We start from the raw sequence: 14936 nt of genomic DNA, 5'->3' as shown, positions 1-14936 counted from the left end.
AGCCGACGCCTGCGCGGCACCCTACGGCGCAGAAGCAGGGAGGAACGTGGGTGGCTCAGCGCTGGTGCGACCAGGCGCTCAGCAGCGCACGGGCGACGGCGTCCAGGGCCCAGCCCAGCGCGCCGATGACTAGGATCAGCGCCATCAGGTCCGGGTAGGCGAGGCGGTCGCGCGCATCGAGGATCAGGTAGCCCAGCCCAGCCGACACGCCCAGCATCTCTGCCGGCACCAGCACGATCCACAGCACGCCCACCGCCAGCCGCACGCCGGCGAGCACGTGGGCCATGCTGCCCGGCAGCACCACCTGCAGCAGCAGCTCACTGCGCGTGGCGCTGAGGCTGCGCGCGAGCTGCAGCCACTGTGGGTCCAGCGCGGCCACACCGGCGGCCGTGTTCAGCACGATGGGCCAGACGGCTGCGAATGCGAGCAGGAAGTAGACCGGCGCATCGCCCACGCCCAGTGCCATGACGGCCAGCGGCATCCACGACAGCGGCGAGATCATGCGCAGGAACTGGAACAGCGGTGTCGTAGCTTGCGCGAACCGCGGCGACAGTCCCACCAGCAGCCCCAGCGGCAGCCCGACGACGAGTGCCGCGCCCAGGCCGATGCCGATGCGACGCAGGCTGGTGCCAAGGTGCATCCACAGGTCGGCGCTCGGGAGCAGCAGCCACAGTGACTGCAGCGCCGGCAGCGGCCCGAAGCCGGCGGCGATCGGGTTGTCGGCTGCCATGTGCGAAACGGCGGCCTGCCAGGCCAGCAAAGCCAGCGCCGCACCGGCCAGCGGCCAGGCCGCACGACTCCAGCGGATCACGGTGCCAACACTTCCTGGCGCTGCAGGCTGGCCGGCAGGCCGAAGCGCGCCGGTCCGCCCACGGCGTCGATGGCCTGGCGCACAAAGCGCGTGTCCACCAGGTCACGCGCGACGAAGGCCGGGTCCAGCGACTCAAGGAAGCGGTGGTCTCCCTCCACCTGCGTCTGCCGCAGCAGCTTGACAAGCTGCTCGGTGTAACTCGGGAACGGATAGGGCTGGAAGTCGATGCGGCGCTGCGTCCAGCCGCGGTGCTGCACGACGCCGCTGGCCTCGTAGCTGGCGTAGTCGGTGGTGGCAAGCACCTTGGACAGCGCCTGCACGCTGTGCGGCGTGTAGCGCCGCTCGCCTGTGCTGGACAGCAGCTTGGATCCTTCGAGGAGGTTGTCCCGCGTCCACAGCTGCGCCTTCACGAGCGCGTTCGTCACCCGCTGCGTCCACTCGGGGCGTTGCACGAGGTCGCGTTCAGCGAGGAAGGTCACGCAGCAGGCGTGGTCCTTCCACACGTCACCCGAGAAGCGCAGCACGCGGCCCACGCCGGCGATCTCCGCCGCGGCGTTGAACGGCTCGGCGACGATGAAGCCCGCGATGCCGCGCGAGGCCAGCGCCGATACCATCTCGGCCGGCGGCAGCACGACGAGGTTCACCTCATTGGCCTTCAGCGCTGCCTCGCGCGGGCGCGTGACCGGCACCAGGCCCTCCTTGCGCAGCAGCGCCTGCAGCAGGATGTTGTGGATGGAATACCAGAACGGAACGGCCACCGTCTTGCCGCCGAGGTCGGCCACCTTCTGGATCTGCGGCGCCACCGTCAGCGCCGAGCCGTTGACGTGGTTCCACGCGACGATCTTGGCCGGGAACCTAGAGCCATAACGCACCCACAGCGCGGCAGGCGACAACAGGTGGATGACGTTGATCTGCCCGGCCACGAAGGCCTCGACGATCTGAGCCCAACTGCGGAACAGCCGCGGCGCTTCGGCCTTCAGACCCTCGGCCTCGAACAGCCCGCGGCCGTGGGCGACGAGCAGCGGTGTGGCGTCGGTGATGGGCAGGTAGCCGATGCGCACCGGCTGATCATCGCCCTTGAAGGCCTGCGCGGCGGCGTCACCCGCGCGCAGCAGCGGAGACGCCGCCGCCGCGGACAGGGCGGTCAGCCGCAGCCAGTCGCGGCGCGTGAAGCCGCAGTCGCAGCCCACGCCGGCGCACAGGTGCTGATAGGGAAGACGGGACGCATCGTTCATGGATAGGCGGCCCATGGGGCCGGTTCGGGAAGTGGATCGCTGGCAACGTCGCGGCCGCTGCTGGCGCGCAGCGCCTGCAACACGGGCTCGCGTGCAGCGGGTCGGTCGGGGCCCCAGGCCTGCAGCAGCCGGGCCGGCTCGCCGGGCGCGGCGCGACCCAGCAACAGGAGGCGGTCGGCCAGCGCCAGCGCCTCGTCGACATCGTGCGTGACGAGCAGCGTGGCGGTGTTGGAGGCGTGCACGAGACGGCGTAGCAGCGCCTGCATCTCCTCGCGCGTAATGGCGTCGAGCGCAGAGAACGGCTCGTCGGCCAGCAGCAGCAGCGGCTCGCGGGCCAGCGCCCGGGCCAGCGCGGCGCGCTGCGCCATGCCGCCGGACAGCTGCGCCGGGAAGCGCCGCGCCGCGTCGGCCAAGCCCACGTCGGCTAGCGCGTGCGCGACACGCGCCTGCCGCTCGGCTCGCGCCAGCCGCGGCTGGTGCCGGAAGCCCAGGCCGAAGCCGACGTTGCCCGCGCAGCTCAGCCACGGCAGCAGCCCGGGCCGCTGGAACAGCAGGCCGGCACGCGGATGCGGCTTCGTCAGCGGCTCGCCTTGGAAGCGGATCTCGCCCGCCCAGGGCCGCTCCAGCCCGGCCAGCACGCGCAGCAGGCTGGACTTGCCACAGCCGCTGGCGCCCAGCAGCGCGACGATCTCGCCAGCTTGCAGCTGCAGGTCCAGGCTGTCGACGAGCGGCTGCGGTTGGCCGGCATGGCCCAGCTGCAGGCCCTGCACGGCAAGCACGGGGGCCGTCATGCCGCGAGCTTGGCCAGTTCGCCCTGCAGCTGGCTGAGACTGGGCGTGACGATGGGAATGAAGGCCGCCTCGCGCCACCGGCGCGCAAATCCCAGCGGCTGGTCGCGGTGATAAGCGCGGCCACCGCTGGCGAGCAGCTCCAGCTGCAGCGCCTGCTGCACATCCTGCGCGAGCGCAATGCGCAGCCGGAACAGCGCGGGCGCATCGGCCAGGAAGCGGCCTTCGGCCAGGCCCTGCAGCAGCTCGGCGCGATGCGCGGCGAGTGCGGCCTCGGCGTCGGTCAGCGGCGTGCCCAGCACGGCCCGCGCCGGGCCAAGGTGCTCACGCGCCGCCCCCAGCGCGGCCTCGGCCAGGCCGATAGACAGCCCGCATTGCAGGCCCAGGAAGGCCGGCCGCGCGCGCGGCAGGAACTCGCGCGCCACCGGGTGGATGACGTCGGCGTCATCGATCGGCACATCGGCCAGCGTCAGCGCGGCCGTCTGACTGCCACGCAGCGCGATCAGGTCCAGGTCGGCGCTGCGGGCGACGCCGGCACGGTCCGCCGGCACGGCCACGACGAACGGCGGCGCACCGTCGTCGCGCGCCACCGCCAGCGCGACACAGAAGCGCGTGCCGAGGTTGCTGGCCCAGGGCACGCGACCCTGCAGTGTCCACGGGCCGGCGCCGAATGCGCGCACACCCAGCTGCTCCAGGCCGCTGAGAAACTTCATCGCGTTGGACAGGCCGGTCGCGCCGGCCTCCTCGCCGCCGAGCAGCCCTGGCAGCGCTCGCTCGCGCAGCGCGGCATTGGGGCTTTGCAGCAAGTACTCGATGAAGGCGCGCTGGCCCCAGCACACGAAAGCCGCCGTCAGCGAATGGCGCGCCACCTGCGCGATCGCATCCACTGCGTCGCCCAGGCTGCCGCCGGTGCCGCCCTGCGCCGCCGGCACGCCCACGCGCAGCAAGCCGCTGCGGCCCAGCCGGCCCAGCAGCGCCTGGCCCGCCGCAACGTCGCCTTCGTCGAGTGCCAGCGCGTGGCCGTCCAGCCAGTCCAGCGTATCGTTCATTTCAGTTGACCCGCGGCATAGGGCTGAAGCTCGGGATTGATCTCGTTGCCGGCCAGCACGTTGGCGTAGTTGCACAGCGTGGCCAGGCTCACGCCCAGCACGACCTCCAGCACCTGCTGCGGCCCGAAGCCGGCGCCGAGGAAGGCCTGCAGCGCCGCATCAGGCACGGCGCCACGGTTCTCGATGACGGCTTTCGTGAAGGCCTGCAGCGCGTCCAGCCGCGCGTGGCCCGTGGGCTGCACGGCCTGCAGCCGCTGTACGGTGTCCACAGGCAGCTGGGCCTTCTTCAGCGCCAGCGCGCTGTGGCCGGCTACGCAGAAGTCACAGCCGTTGAGCTGCGCCGCCGTGATCTGCACGACCTCGCGCGCAGCCACGTCCAGCGACGAGCGGCTGTTGATCTCGGAGACCGTCAGGTAGGTCTCCAGCGCCACCGGCGCGTTGGCCAGCGTGCCGATCAGGTGCGGCAGGAAGCCGTTGTTGGCGATGACCTTGGCGACCAGCGGCTGTGCAGCGGTCGGCGCGGTGTTGGCATCGAGGCGGGGGAGGCGGGAGCGGGTGGCAGTCATGGCAGCAATGTTCGCCGGGGCACGCGAGAGCCGCCAGTGTCGCGCGTCTCAAGTTTCTGCCTGCCCGTCTCAGTGCAGCTGCTCAGTGTGTGGCGCCATGCTGGCGCCGGAAATGCCCCGGCTGCGCGCCGTTGACGCGCTGGAAAGCGCGCGCGAAGGCCGATTCGCTCTGGTAGCCCACCTGTTCGGCGGTGCGCGCGATGCTGACACCCTCGCGCAGGCGCTGTGCTGCGAGCTGCATGCGCAGCGCCAGCAGGAACTGCGCCGGCGGCTGGCCGACGGCCTGCGTGAAGAGGCGGAAGAAGCTGGCCCTCGACAAATGCAGCTCGCCGGCCATGCGCTCGGCGGTCCAGTCGGCCGCGGGGTCGGCCAACAGCGCCTGCAGCAGCGGCGCCAGTGCGGGCTCGCCAGCCAGCGCCATCAGGCCGTGGGCGCCACGGCCTGCAGCGCGCGGCTGCAAAGCCTGGTGCAGCGGCTCGCGCAGCGCCAGCATCAGCAGCAGGTCCGACAGCCGCTGCAGCACCGGGCCGGGGCTGTCGGGGTCCGGCATCCGGCGGGCCTCGGCGAGCAGCAGCGGCAACAGCGCGCGCTGGGCGCCGTCTCCGTCATGCAGCCACAGCACGGCAGGCAGTGACGCCGCCAGCACCGCGGCCTGCGGGCCGTCGAACTGCACGAAGCCGCAGACCAGCGCGCAGTCGGTGTTGTCCTCGCCGCGGGCCGCCGCGCAGCTCGCCGCCTGCATCGGTTGCAGCGGGCCGGCGCCGACGGCAGCGGGCTCGGCATGCGGGCTCAGGTGATGACGCTCGTCGCGCAGCAGGCACACGCCCTCGCCGGCCTGCAGCCGCCGCGATTCGTGGCCGGGCCGGTGCAGCCAGCAGGCGCCCTGCATGACCCAATGGAAGCTGGCCAGCTGGTGGCCGGCTGTGGACGCGCGCCAGTGGCCGCAGTAGCGGCCGGCGTGGAAGATGCGGCTGCGCCACTGCAGCAGTGCGAGCAACCGGTCCGTCAGGGCATCGGTGGCGGCGGAAGGCGGGAGCGTCGACGGCATGTGAGTAAGAGAAGGCCCAGCAGCGTATGAGACGCTGCCTGGCTGGCGCGGCGATCAAGCGCGCGCGAGGCGGCGCACGACGGCGATGAAGTGGTCGATCTCGTCGCAGGTGTTGTAGAACGCGAACGACGGACGCACCGTGGCCTCCAGCCCGAAGCGGCGCAGGATGGGCTGAGCGCAGTGGTGGCCGGACCGCACCGCGATGCCCTCCTCCGCCAGCGCGGCGCCCACGGCCGAGGTCTCGTGGCCGGCGAGCACGAAGCTCAGCACGCTGGCCTTGTCGGCCGCCGTGCCCACCAGCCGCACGCCCGGAATGGGGCGCAGCGCCTCAGTGGCATAGGCCAGCAGGTCGTGCTCGTACCTGGCGATATGGTGCAGCCCGATGTGGTTCACATAGTCCAGCGCCGCGCCGAGGCCCGCCGCGTCGGCGATGTTGCCGGTGCCGGCCTCGAACTTCATCGGCGCCGGCTGGAACACGGTGCGCTCGAACGTTACGTCGGCAATCATGTTGCCGCCGCCCTGCCACGGCGGTATGGCATCCAGCACGTCCTTGCGGCCGACGACGGCGCCGATGCCGGTGGGCCCGAAGATCTTGTGGCCGCTGAAGATGAAGAAGTCGCAGCCGATGGCCTGCACGTCCACCGCGAGGTGGGACACCGACTGCGCGCCGTCCACCAGTGTCGTCACGCCGTGTCGCTGCGCGATGTCCACCAGCTCCCGCACCGGAACCACCGTGCCAAGCGCGTTGCTGACCTGCGTGACCGCGAGCAGCCTGGTCTTCGGACCAATGAGCTTCATCGCCTCGCTGAGGATGACCTGACCCGTGTCGTCCACCGGGATCACGCGCAGGTGCGCACCCTTGCGGGCGGCGAGCTGCTGCCACGGCACGATGTTGGCGTGGTGTTCCAGGTGGGAGACGACGATCTCGTCACCGGCGCCGACGTGCTGCTCGCCCCAGGTGTTGGCGACGAGGTTGATGGCCTCGGTGGCGCCGCGCACGAAGATGACCTCGTCCGCCGAGCGCGCGTTGACGAACTGCGCCACCGTCTTGCGGGCCGCCTCGTAGGCGTCCGTCGCGCGCGCCGCCAGCGTGTGGGCGGCGCGGTGGATGTTGCTGTTCTCGTGCTCGTAGAAATAGGTCAGCCGGTCGATGACGGCGCGGGGCTTCTGCGTCGTCGCAGCGTTGTCGAACCACACGAGCTGACGGCCGTTGACCCGCTCCGACAGGATGGGGAAGTCGCGCCGGATGGCATGCACGTCGAAGGGCTGGCGCCGGCCTTGCAGCGCCTGCTTGTTCGGCACCTCGCCGGCGTGGTGGCCGTGTGGGCCCGGGTGGCGCTGCAGGTCCAGCACGTAGAGCGACGGCTGCTGCGGCGCAGTGCCGGCGGCCGGCTCAAGGAAGTAGTAGCCCTCGGGCGCGGCGGCTTGGCGCGCCGGCGGCGTGATGGCCTGCGGCACACCCAGCAACTGGCTGCCGGCGCGGCCGTCGATCCCGGGCACGCTGGTCAGCAGCACGTCCGGCACGCCGTTGCCGGCGAGCGCGTGCGGCGCGCGGGCGGGCGACGGACGGACCAGTGCAGCGGCCTGGTCGGGGCCGGAGGGCACGAGATTGAGGCCGGGCGCCGCGGCGCCGAAGCCGGCGAACTGTGTCGTCGTGGGCTGGGGCAGTGGGCCGCTGGGCAAGCCTGGAGGCAGCGGGTTGGCCGGCACGTTGAGGCCGCCCGCCGATGCCGTGGGCTGTAGCGACGGCGCGCTGCCGGTACTGAGGCTGCCGAACAGCTCGTTGGCCAGCCGGGCCAGCGAGGCCACGTCGAACGGGCTCTCGACCACGTCAGCGGTAGGTGTCAGGGTACTCATGGTACTTGCCCACTTCCACGTCTTCGAGCACGGCCAGCGCGTCGTCGCTGTGCACCGCTAGCGAGCAGTACAGGCTGATCAGATAACTCGCGATCGCGTTGCGGTTGATGCCCATGAAGCGCACCGACAGCCCCGGGCCCTGTTCGCCGGGCAGGCCCGGCTGGTAGAGGCCGACGACGCCCTGGCGCTTGTCGCCCACGCGCAGCAGAAGGATGCTGGTCTTGCCGTCGTTGACGGGCACCTTGTCGCTGGGGATCAACGGGATGCCGCGCCAGGTCAGGAACTGGCTGCCGAACAGGCTGATCGTCGGCGGCGGCACGCCGCGGCGGGTGCACTCGCGGCCGAAGGCGGCGATGCCGAGAGGATGGGTCAGGAAGAACGCCGGCTCTTTCCAGACCTTGCTGAGCAAGTCGTCGAGGTCGTCCGGCGTCGGCGCGCCGGTCAGCGTCGAGAGGCGCTGCTCGTCAGCGACGTTGGCGAGGAGCCCGTAGTCGGGGTTGTTGATGAGCTCGGACTCCTGACGCTCCTTGATCGTCTCGATGACGAGGCGCAGCTGCTCCTTGATCTGGTCATGCGGGCTCGAGTAGAGGTCCGACACGCGGGTGTGCACGTCGAGCACGGTCGCGACCGCGTTCAGGAAGTACTCGCGAGGCGTGGCGTCGTAGTCGGCGAAGGTGACGGGCAGCTCGGCCTCGTCGCGCTTGGCGCAAGCGACCTTGACGGCCTCGGGATCGGCCACCTTGTTGAGGCGGTAGATGCCAGCCTCGACCGGAATCCACTGCAGCAGATGGGTCAGCCAGCGCGGCGTGATGGTGGAGAGCTGCGGGACGGTCTTGGTCGCGTTGGCAAGCTGCCGCGCGGCGGCATCGCCGAGAGCGAGCTGTTGGGTATCAGCCATGGGGAAAAGGCTCCGGGTGGGTGGGAAAGGAGGAAGACGACTCAGGCGGCCAGCGGCTGGAAGGCCGACGGCGGATCGCCCGGTGGGTGGGCCTGCGAATCGGCCTGCGAGATGCGGCTGCCGGGCGGCACGCTGCGCGTGAGCCACACGTTGCCGCCGATGACCGAGCCGCGGCCCAGCGTGATGCGGCCCAGCACCGTCGCGCCGGCGTAGAGGACGACGTCGTCCTCGACGAGGGGGTGGCGCGGCTGGCCCTTGATGGCGTTGCCGTCGCCATCGGTCGGGAAGCTCTTGGCGCCCAACGTGACGTTCTGGTACAGCCGCACGCCGCGGCCAAGGACGGCCGTCTCGCCGATGACGACGCCGGTGCCGTGGTCGATGAAACAGCCGGGGCCGATGGTGGCGCCGGGGTGGATGTCGATGCCGGTCTGCGCATGGGCGAGTTCAGCGATGACGCGCGCAATCAGCGGCACGCCGAGCCGGTAGAGCTCATGTGCGAGGCGATGGCTGATGAGGGCATGCAGGCCCGGATAGCACAGCAGCACCTCGTCGACGCTGCGCGCGGCGGGGTCACCCTGGTAGGCCGCCAGCACGTCGCTGTCCAGCAACTCACGCACAGCAGGCAACCTGTGCGCGAACGCGCTGACGAGATGGGCGGCGCCGCTGTCAGCGGGCGGCTCGCCGCCGCGCAGCCGGGCTTCGTGGCCAAGCTCCAGCAGCACCTGCTGGCGCAGGCGCGTCAGCGCGGTGCCGATCGTGTGGCCGACGTAGTGGTCCTCGGCCTCGGGCTGCAGGTCGGGCGGGCCCAGGCGCATCGGGAACAGCGCACCGGCCAGCTGTTCCACGACATCTGCGAGCAGCTCGCGCGAAGGCAGCTCGCGGCCGCCGGTGCCCCAGCGGCGGTGGGCATCGCGCCAGCGCCGCCGTGCGGCACGCAGGCCATTGACGATGTCGCCGAGGTCGTCAGGGGCACTCATGGCGATGCTCGTCCTAGGAGGTCTGGCGGCATGCCGCGCTTGTCGATGGCGGGCCGAGCGCCGGGGCGCGGGCGATGCCAGGGATCCATGCACCGCACGTTGCCGTCCCCTCCGTGGACCGACTGGATTCGCGCTCGTGCAGCGCCGCGAAGCTGGGCGAGACGGGTTTTCATTTCAGTCCTGCACCCAGGGCAGGCCGTGGAAGCGCCAGCCGTTGAAGTGGCCGCGCTGCTGGTGGTCGTCGCTGTCACCCTCGAAGCCTTCCAGCACGTTGAACACGGCAGCCAGCCCGGCCTTGGTGGCAGCCTCGGCGGCCAGCGCCGAGCGCTTGCCGCTACGGCACAGCAGCAGCACCGGCAGCTCGTTGCCGGACTTGGGGCCTACCTTGGCATCAAGCTCCTTGGCAAACCGCGGATTGCGGTTCAGCGAAGTGCCGGTGGCCCAGGCCACGTGCAGACTGCCGGGCACATGGCCCACGAAGTGCCGCTCCTCGGCGCTGCGCACGTCCACGAGGACGGCCTGCCCGGCCTGGACCAGCGCCCAGGCGTCACGCGGCGCGACGGCGCCGGCATACGTCAGCCCCACGGCACGGCCGGCCTCACGGGCGCGGGCCAGCACTTCAGCTTCTTCGACAACGGTGGTGCTCATGTCAGCTCTCATGCGAAAACCGAGCAAGGCTAGGACCGCCCTGTTGTGCGGCAAACGAAGCAAAACAGGGACGGTTATGCGCAATGCGACTAAGGCCGCGTGGAGCGCATGAACGCCACCTCGGTCGGCGGCCGCCACCACGGTATCGCGCCGCGCCGCGCATGCAGAAAGCCCCCCGGCGGTTGCCGGGGGTTCAATCCACCTTGCGGGTGGAGGAGACGATGCAAAAACGCGACGTGAGCCGCGACGCCACGATAGCTGCGCGCCGACATCTCGCCATTGGAGAAAAGCACCTCAGCTCATGCGCTTCGCGCTGCGGGGCGCGGCGCACAAGCTCATGCGGAAAGCGTCGTTGGCAGCGGCCTATTCACTTTCTAGCATGCAAGGCCTCGGAGCACCTCCGGGCTTCGATTTCTCACAAGGACCCGCATTTCATGCAGCGCCATCGCCGCCGTCTGACCCAATCCCTGGCCGCCCTTGGCCTGAGCCTGCTGGCCCTTCAGGCCGCCCATGCCGACCAGCTCGACGACATCAAGAAGAAGGGCGAACTCGTCGTCGGCGTGCTCGGCACCGACGAGCCCAACAGCTTCATCGACGCAAAGACCCGGGAGATCATCGGCTACGAGGTCGACCTCGCCCGCGCCATCGCTGCCAAGCTGGGCGTGACGCTGCAGATCAAGCAGCTGGCTGTGGCCGCGCGCATCCCCGAACTGCAGCAGGGCCACGTAGACCTGCTGGCAGCATCGCTGACGCACAACAAGGAGCGCGAGGCCGTCATCGACTTCTCGCTGACCACCTTCATCACCGGCCAGAAGGTGCTGGTCAAGGCCGACAGCGGCATCCAGAACCTGACCGCACTGGCCGGCAAGAAGGTCGTCACGATCAAGGGCGGTACGCAGGAGCCCAACATCCGCAAGGCGGTGCCGGGCGTCGACGTCGTCACGTTCGACACCGGACCGCAGGCCTTCCAGGCCCTGCAGCAGGGCAAGGGCGTCGCATTTGTCAACGACGAGGTCTCGCTACTGGACCAGCATGCCAAGCTCGGTGCCGGCAAGGACAAGTACCGCATCCTTGACCAGAACATCAGCGTCGAGCCGCTGGCACTCGGCATCCGCAAGGGCGAGAAACGCCTGAAAACCGAAGTCGATGGTGCGCTCGCCGGCCTGGAGAAGAGCGGCGAGGCCGACAAGCTGTTCCTGAAGTGGTACGGCCCCGAGACGCGGCTGAAGTTCCCGAAGCGCACGTTCAAGATCGAGAGCGACAAGGTCGAGAGCTGAGGACGGACCGGGAACGGGCCGTGCGGCCCGTTAAACACCGACCGAAGGCCCGGGTCCTGCAGAGCCCGGGATTGATCCTCTGACCTGATCCGATCGCAGCCGCCGGCCTCACGAGGGACGGCGGCTGTCTTGCTTGTGGAGTGCTGTTCCGATGCCTGACCTGTCCTTCGCGCCACTGCTGCACGGCGACTACCTGGCCTGGCTGCTGGCCGGATTGCGGCTGTCACTGCTGCTGACGGGCCTCACACTGCTGACGGCGCTGCCGCTGGCCGTCGTCGTCGCGCTGATGCGCATCTCGCCGCTTCGTCTCCCGCGTCTCGCAGGCGAGGCCTGCGTGGAAGCCGTGCGCTGCGTGCCGCTGCTGGTTCACATGTTGTTCTGGTACTTCGGCGTGCCGGAGCTGCTGCCCGAGGGCATCAAGGCGACGGTGTACGCGGGCGACATCGAGGTCGTCAGCGCCTGGGCCGCGCTCACGCTCTACACGGCCGCCTACATGTCGGAGGACATCCGATCCGGCGTGCGCGCCGTGCCGCCGGCGCAGCTGAGTGCCGCACTGGCTCTGGGCTTCAGCCGCCTGGCCGCCATGCGGCTCGTGGTGCTGCCGCAGGCGCTGCGCATCACGCTGCCGCCGCTGCTGTCGCAGACGCTCAACCTTTGGAAGAACACCAGCATCGCCACCGTCATCGGCACGGCCGAGCTGATGACGGAGGCGCAGCGCGTGGAGTCGGCCACATTCCGTGGCTTCGAGACGTTCGCGCTGGTGACGGTGGCCTATCTGTCGGTGTCGCTGCTGCTGACGGGCCTCGCGCAGTGGGCACAGGCCAAGCTGTCGCCGAGCGGGGCCCGCCGATGAGGGAGTTGGTCGACACCTACTGGCTTTACTTTCTCATCGGCCAGTACCCGCAGGGGCCGCTGGGCGGGCTCGCGCTGACGGTGCTGCTGGCCAGCCTGGGCCTGGTGCTCGCGCTGCCGCTGGGCGTGCTGCTCGGCGTGGCCCGCTTCAGCCCCCGGGCCTGGCTGCGTCGACCGGTGACGGCCTGGGTCTGGGTCATCCGCGGCACGCCGCTGCTGATGGTGGTGTTCTGGGCCTACTTCTTCCTGCCCGTCGTGACAGGGCACAAGACCGACCAGTTCAACACCATGCTGATCGCGCTGGTCCTGTTCGATGCGGCCTATCTCGCCGAGATCGTGCATGCCGGCCTGCAGGCGTTGCCACGCGGCCAGCTCGGCGCGGCGCTGTCGCTGGGCATGAGCCGCGGCCAGGCGCTGCGCCTGGTACTGCTGCCGCAGGCTACGCGCCACATGTTGCCCTCCCTCGTGAACCAGTTCGTCGCCACCCTCAAGGAGACGTCGCTGGGCACCATCATCGGCCTGTCCGAGCTGAGCTTCATCGCCAACCAGATCAATGCGCAGGTGCTGGTGAAGCCGGTGGAGGTGTACCTGACCCTGGCCGCCAGCTACTTCGTCATGTGCCATGGCCTGACGCGGCTGGGCCGGGCCGCCGAGCGGCGGCTAGGCCGGCGATGATTGACCCGGTCGCACCAGGGCCGGCCTTCGCGGCGGCGACGTGCGCGATTCCGCTAGCCTGACGCACCGTGGCTGCAACAGCCACTGATGAAGCTCCCTCGTTTTGCTTCGTTGGCGGCAACAGCCGCGCTGCCTAGAGTGGCGGGCATGCCCCTCGCCTCCATGCTGCCGTCCGCCGCGCCACCATCGCTGATCCTTCAGCGCGTGGGTCAGTCGCGCGGCGGCCGTCAGCTGTTCGAGGGCGTGGACGTGGCCCTGCACCCCGGCCAGCTGCTGTGGGTGCAAGGCGCCAACGGCAGCGGCAAGACCAGCCTGTTGCGCGTCATCTGCGGCCTGACCACGCCACGCGTCGGCCGCGTGCATGTCGGGCAGGCATTGCTCTACATCGGGCACCGGCCCGGGCTGAAGGACGTGCTGAGCGTCATCGAACAGCTGCGCAGCAGCGCCGCACTTGCCGGGCGCCCCTGCACCGAGGGCGACGCGCTGGCGGCGCTGGCGCCCGTGGGGCTCGACGACGCCGCGGGCCTGCGGCTTGCGCAGCTGTCCGAAGGCCAGCGCCGCCGCGTCGCACTCGCGCAACTATGGCTGCCGCGAGTGCCGCCGCTGTGGGTACTGGACGAACCGCTCGCCGCGCTGGACATGGCCATGGCCGATCGGCTGGCGCAGCGGCTGGACCGGCACGCGGACGAAGGCGGCAGCGCCGTCTTCACCAGCCACCAAGCGCTGCCACTGCGGCGAGCGGTGCGCACACTGTCGCTGGGGACGCTCTGATGAGCGCCGCACTGGACGCCGCCGCGGCGCTCACCCGGCGGGAGTGGCGCAACACCTGGCGCCAGCCGGCCGAGTGGCTGACGCCCCTGGGCTTCGTCGTAGCCGTTGCCGTGATGTTCCCGCTGGGCCTGGGCCCTCAGCCCGAGCGACTGCGCGAACTGGCACCCGGGCTGCTATGGATCGCCGCGCTGCTGGCTAGCCTGCTTGCGCTGCCGCGCCTGTTCGCTGCGGACCTGGCCGACGGCAGCCTGGAGCAGTGGTGGCTGGCGCCGCTGCCCCGGCCGGCCGCCGTCGCGCTGAAGCTCGCCGTGCACTGGGCGCTGGGTAGCCTGCCGCTCGTGCTGGTGGCGCCGCTGCTGGCGCTGGCCTTCGGCCTCGACGACCCCGTTCCGCTGGCGCTCAGCCTGCTGCTCGGCACGCCAGCACTGGCGCTGCTGGGAGGCCTGGGCGCGGCGCTGGTGCTACATGCACGCGCCGGCGCCGGCCTGCTGGCGCTGCTGCTGCTGCCGCTGCAGGTGCCGGTGCTGATCTTCGGCACGGCGGCCGCGCAGGGCGGCAGCAACGCAGATGCTGCGCTGCTGCTGCTCGGCGCCTGGCTCGCTGTGCTGCTGGCCCTTGCGCCGTGGGCCACCTCCGCCGCCCTCTCGCTGATGCTCGACTGATGACCGCTCCGCACCCGCTTTGGCGTTACGCCAGCCCTGCTCACTTCCTGCCGCTCGCAGGCCGGCTGCTACCGCTGCTGTGGGCCGCCGCGGCGCTGGGCATCGGCGCCGGGCTGGCGCTGGGCCTGTTCGTCGCGCCCACCGATGCGCAGCAGGGCGAGGCCTACCGCATCCTCTACGTGCATGTGCCGGCGGCGTGGATCGCGATGGTCTGCTATGGCGCGATGGCCTTCTGGGCGTTGTGGGGCTTGGCGTGGAAAACTCGGCTGTCGTTCGTGCTGATGCGCTCGCTCGCGCCCACCGGCGCGCTGTTTGCAGTGCTGACGCTCGTCACCGGCTCGCTGTGGGGCCGGCCGACCTGGGGCACCTGGTGGGTGTGGGACGCGCGGCTCACGTCGGCGCTGCTGCTTGCCCTGCTGTACATCGGCTTCATTGCGCTGACCTCGGCCATCGACACGCCCGACGACCCGCAGCGCGGCGACCATGCTGGCGCGCTGCTCGCCCTGGTCGGCGCGCTGAACCTGCCGGTGCTGTATTTCTCGGTGAGCTGGTGGAACACGCTGCACCAGGGCGCCTCCATCACGCCGGCCGGCAGCCGCATCGCGCCGGAGATGCTGGCCGGACTGCTGCTGGCCACGCTGGGTTTCTGGGCCTATGCGGCGGCGGCGGTGCTGACGCGCTCGCGCCAGCAGCTGCAGGCGCGCGCCGCCTCCGAGGCGCGCTGGCCCCAGGCGCTGGGGAGCCCGGCATGACCGACCCGTACGTGTGGGCCGCGATCGCCGCCGTGGCCATGGGCGTGGCGTGGGAGCTGTGGACGCTGCG

16 protein-coding genes are annotated in these 14936 nt (G+C 70.8%); 6 read left to right on the top strand and 10 right to left on the bottom strand.

Annotated features, from left to right (window positions below; translation table 11 throughout):
* Positions 1-55: 55 nt before the first annotated feature.
* From LXT13_RS05865 to LXT13_RS05820, 10 genes are all read right to left on the bottom strand, one after another.
* Entirely contained in the window at positions 56-811 is a 756-nt protein-coding gene (locus LXT13_RS05865; protein WP_419964647.1) for an ABC transporter permease, read from the bottom strand.
* Entirely contained in the window at positions 808-2046 is a 1239-nt protein-coding gene (locus tag LXT13_RS05860; RefSeq protein ID WP_419964653.1) for an ABC transporter substrate-binding protein, read from the bottom strand. Before LXT13_RS05860 ends, LXT13_RS05865 begins: the two co-directional genes overlap by 4 nt.
* Positions 2043-2837, bottom strand: a complete 795-nt coding sequence (locus LXT13_RS05855) for an ABC transporter ATP-binding protein (protein ID WP_233370746.1) — start codon at positions 2835-2837, stop codon at positions 2043-2045. The genes LXT13_RS05860 and LXT13_RS05855 overlap by 4 nt, the downstream gene beginning before the upstream one ends.
* Complete coding sequence (locus LXT13_RS05850; RefSeq protein WP_233370745.1) at positions 2834-3883, bottom strand: acyl-CoA dehydrogenase family protein; 1050 nt, start codon at positions 3881-3883, stop codon at positions 2834-2836. The genes LXT13_RS05855 and LXT13_RS05850 overlap by 4 nt, the downstream gene beginning before the upstream one ends.
* Entirely contained in the window at positions 3880-4449 is a 570-nt protein-coding gene (locus LXT13_RS05845) for a carboxymuconolactone decarboxylase family protein (protein WP_233370743.1), read from the bottom strand. Before LXT13_RS05845 ends, LXT13_RS05850 begins: the two co-directional genes overlap by 4 nt.
* Before the next feature lie 82 nt (positions 4450-4531).
* A complete protein-coding gene (locus tag LXT13_RS05840) occupies positions 4532-5497 on the bottom strand; it encodes an AraC family transcriptional regulator (RefSeq protein ID WP_233370741.1) in 966 nt (321 codons plus the stop codon).
* Between the two features lie 54 nt (positions 5498-5551).
* Positions 5552-7354, bottom strand: coding sequence for a family 2A encapsulin nanocompartment cargo protein cysteine desulfurase (locus tag LXT13_RS05835; RefSeq protein WP_233370740.1), 1803 nt, complete (start codon positions 7352-7354; stop codon positions 5552-5554).
* A complete protein-coding gene (locus LXT13_RS05830; protein WP_233370738.1) occupies positions 7329-8252 on the bottom strand; it encodes a family 2A encapsulin nanocompartment shell protein in 924 nt (307 codons plus the stop codon). The genes LXT13_RS05835 and LXT13_RS05830 overlap by 26 nt, the downstream gene beginning before the upstream one ends.
* A 41-nt stretch (positions 8253-8293) precedes the next feature.
* Positions 8294-9229, bottom strand: coding sequence for a serine O-acetyltransferase EpsC (epsC, locus tag LXT13_RS05825; RefSeq protein WP_233370736.1), 936 nt, complete (start codon positions 9227-9229; stop codon positions 8294-8296).
* A 174-nt stretch (positions 9230-9403) separates the two neighbouring features.
* Positions 9404-9877, bottom strand: a complete 474-nt coding sequence (locus tag LXT13_RS05820; protein ID WP_233370735.1) for a rhodanese-like domain-containing protein — start codon at positions 9875-9877, stop codon at positions 9404-9406.
* Positions 9878-10311: 434 nt separating this feature from the next.
* Between LXT13_RS05820 and LXT13_RS05815 the strand changes: the two genes are divergently transcribed.
* The 6 genes from LXT13_RS05815 (at position 10312) to ccmC (ending at position 14866) form a co-directional block, all read left to right on the top strand.
* Positions 10312-11154, top strand: a complete 843-nt coding sequence (locus LXT13_RS05815; protein WP_233370734.1) for an ABC transporter substrate-binding protein — start codon at positions 10312-10314, stop codon at positions 11152-11154.
* A gap of 151 nt (positions 11155-11305) precedes the next feature.
* Positions 11306-12007, top strand: coding sequence for an amino acid ABC transporter permease (locus LXT13_RS05810; RefSeq protein ID WP_233370732.1), 702 nt, complete (start codon positions 11306-11308; stop codon positions 12005-12007).
* Entirely contained in the window at positions 12004-12681 is a 678-nt protein-coding gene (locus LXT13_RS05805) for an amino acid ABC transporter permease (protein WP_233370731.1), read from the top strand. The genes LXT13_RS05810 and LXT13_RS05805 overlap by 4 nt, the downstream gene beginning before the upstream one ends.
* Positions 12682-12828: 147 nt before the next feature.
* Complete coding sequence (gene ccmA, locus LXT13_RS05800; protein WP_233370730.1) at positions 12829-13452, top strand: heme ABC exporter ATP-binding protein CcmA; 624 nt, start codon at positions 12829-12831, stop codon at positions 13450-13452.
* Positions 13452-14114: a heme exporter protein CcmB gene (gene ccmB, locus LXT13_RS05795; RefSeq protein ID WP_233370728.1), complete on the top strand. Its 663-nt coding sequence runs from the start codon at positions 13452-13454 to the stop codon at positions 14112-14114. The genes ccmA and ccmB overlap by 1 nt, the downstream gene beginning before the upstream one ends.
* On the top strand, positions 14114-14866 hold the full coding sequence (ccmC, locus tag LXT13_RS05790) for a heme ABC transporter permease CcmC (RefSeq protein WP_233370727.1): 753 nt from the start codon (positions 14114-14116) through the stop codon (positions 14864-14866). Before ccmB ends, ccmC begins: the two co-directional genes overlap by 1 nt.
* The last annotated feature ends 70 nt before the right edge of the window (positions 14867-14936 follow it).

This window comes from Pelomonas cellulosilytica (assembly GCF_021353265.1).
Lineage (GTDB): Bacteria > Pseudomonadota > Gammaproteobacteria > Burkholderiales > Burkholderiaceae_C > Pelomonas > Pelomonas cellulosilytica.
This window is presented reverse-complemented; position numbering and strand designations above follow the sequence as displayed.

Coding starts and splice junctions, on each gene's coding strand:
- LXT13_RS05860 (WP_419964653.1), bottom strand. CDS start 2,046: ATGAACGATGCGTCCCGTCTTCCCTATCAGCACCTGTGCGCCGGCGTG.
- LXT13_RS05855 (WP_233370746.1), bottom strand. CDS start 2,837: ATGACGGCCCCCGTGCTTGCCGTGCAGGGCCTGCAGCTGGGCCATGCC.
- LXT13_RS05850 (WP_233370745.1), bottom strand. CDS start 3,883: ATGAACGATACGCTGGACTGGCTGGACGGCCACGCGCTGGCACTCGAC.
- LXT13_RS05845 (WP_233370743.1), bottom strand. CDS start 4,449: ATGACTGCCACCCGCTCCCGCCTCCCCCGCCTCGATGCCAACACCGCG.
- LXT13_RS05840 (WP_233370741.1), bottom strand. CDS start 5,497: ATGCCGTCGACGCTCCCGCCTTCCGCCGCCACCGATGCCCTGACGGAC.
- LXT13_RS05835 (WP_233370740.1), bottom strand. CDS start 7,354: ATGAGTACCCTGACACCTACCGCTGACGTGGTCGAGAGCCCGTTCGAC.
- LXT13_RS05830 (WP_233370738.1), bottom strand. CDS start 8,252: ATGGCTGATACCCAACAGCTCGCTCTCGGCGATGCCGCCGCGCGGCAG.
- epsC (WP_233370736.1), bottom strand. CDS start 9,229: ATGAGTGCCCCTGACGACCTCGGCGACATCGTCAATGGCCTGCGTGCC.
- LXT13_RS05820 (WP_233370735.1), bottom strand. CDS start 9,877: ATGAGCACCACCGTTGTCGAAGAAGCTGAAGTGCTGGCCCGCGCCCGT.
- LXT13_RS05815 (WP_233370734.1), top strand. CDS start 10,312: ATGCAGCGCCATCGCCGCCGTCTGACCCAATCCCTGGCCGCCCTTGGC.
- LXT13_RS05810 (WP_233370732.1), top strand. CDS start 11,306: ATGCCTGACCTGTCCTTCGCGCCACTGCTGCACGGCGACTACCTGGCC.
- LXT13_RS05805 (WP_233370731.1), top strand. CDS start 12,004: ATGAGGGAGTTGGTCGACACCTACTGGCTTTACTTTCTCATCGGCCAG.
- ccmA (WP_233370730.1), top strand. CDS start 12,829: ATGCCCCTCGCCTCCATGCTGCCGTCCGCCGCGCCACCATCGCTGATC.
- ccmB (WP_233370728.1), top strand. CDS start 13,452: ATGAGCGCCGCACTGGACGCCGCCGCGGCGCTCACCCGGCGGGAGTGG.
- ccmC (WP_233370727.1), top strand. CDS start 14,114: ATGACCGCTCCGCACCCGCTTTGGCGTTACGCCAGCCCTGCTCACTTC.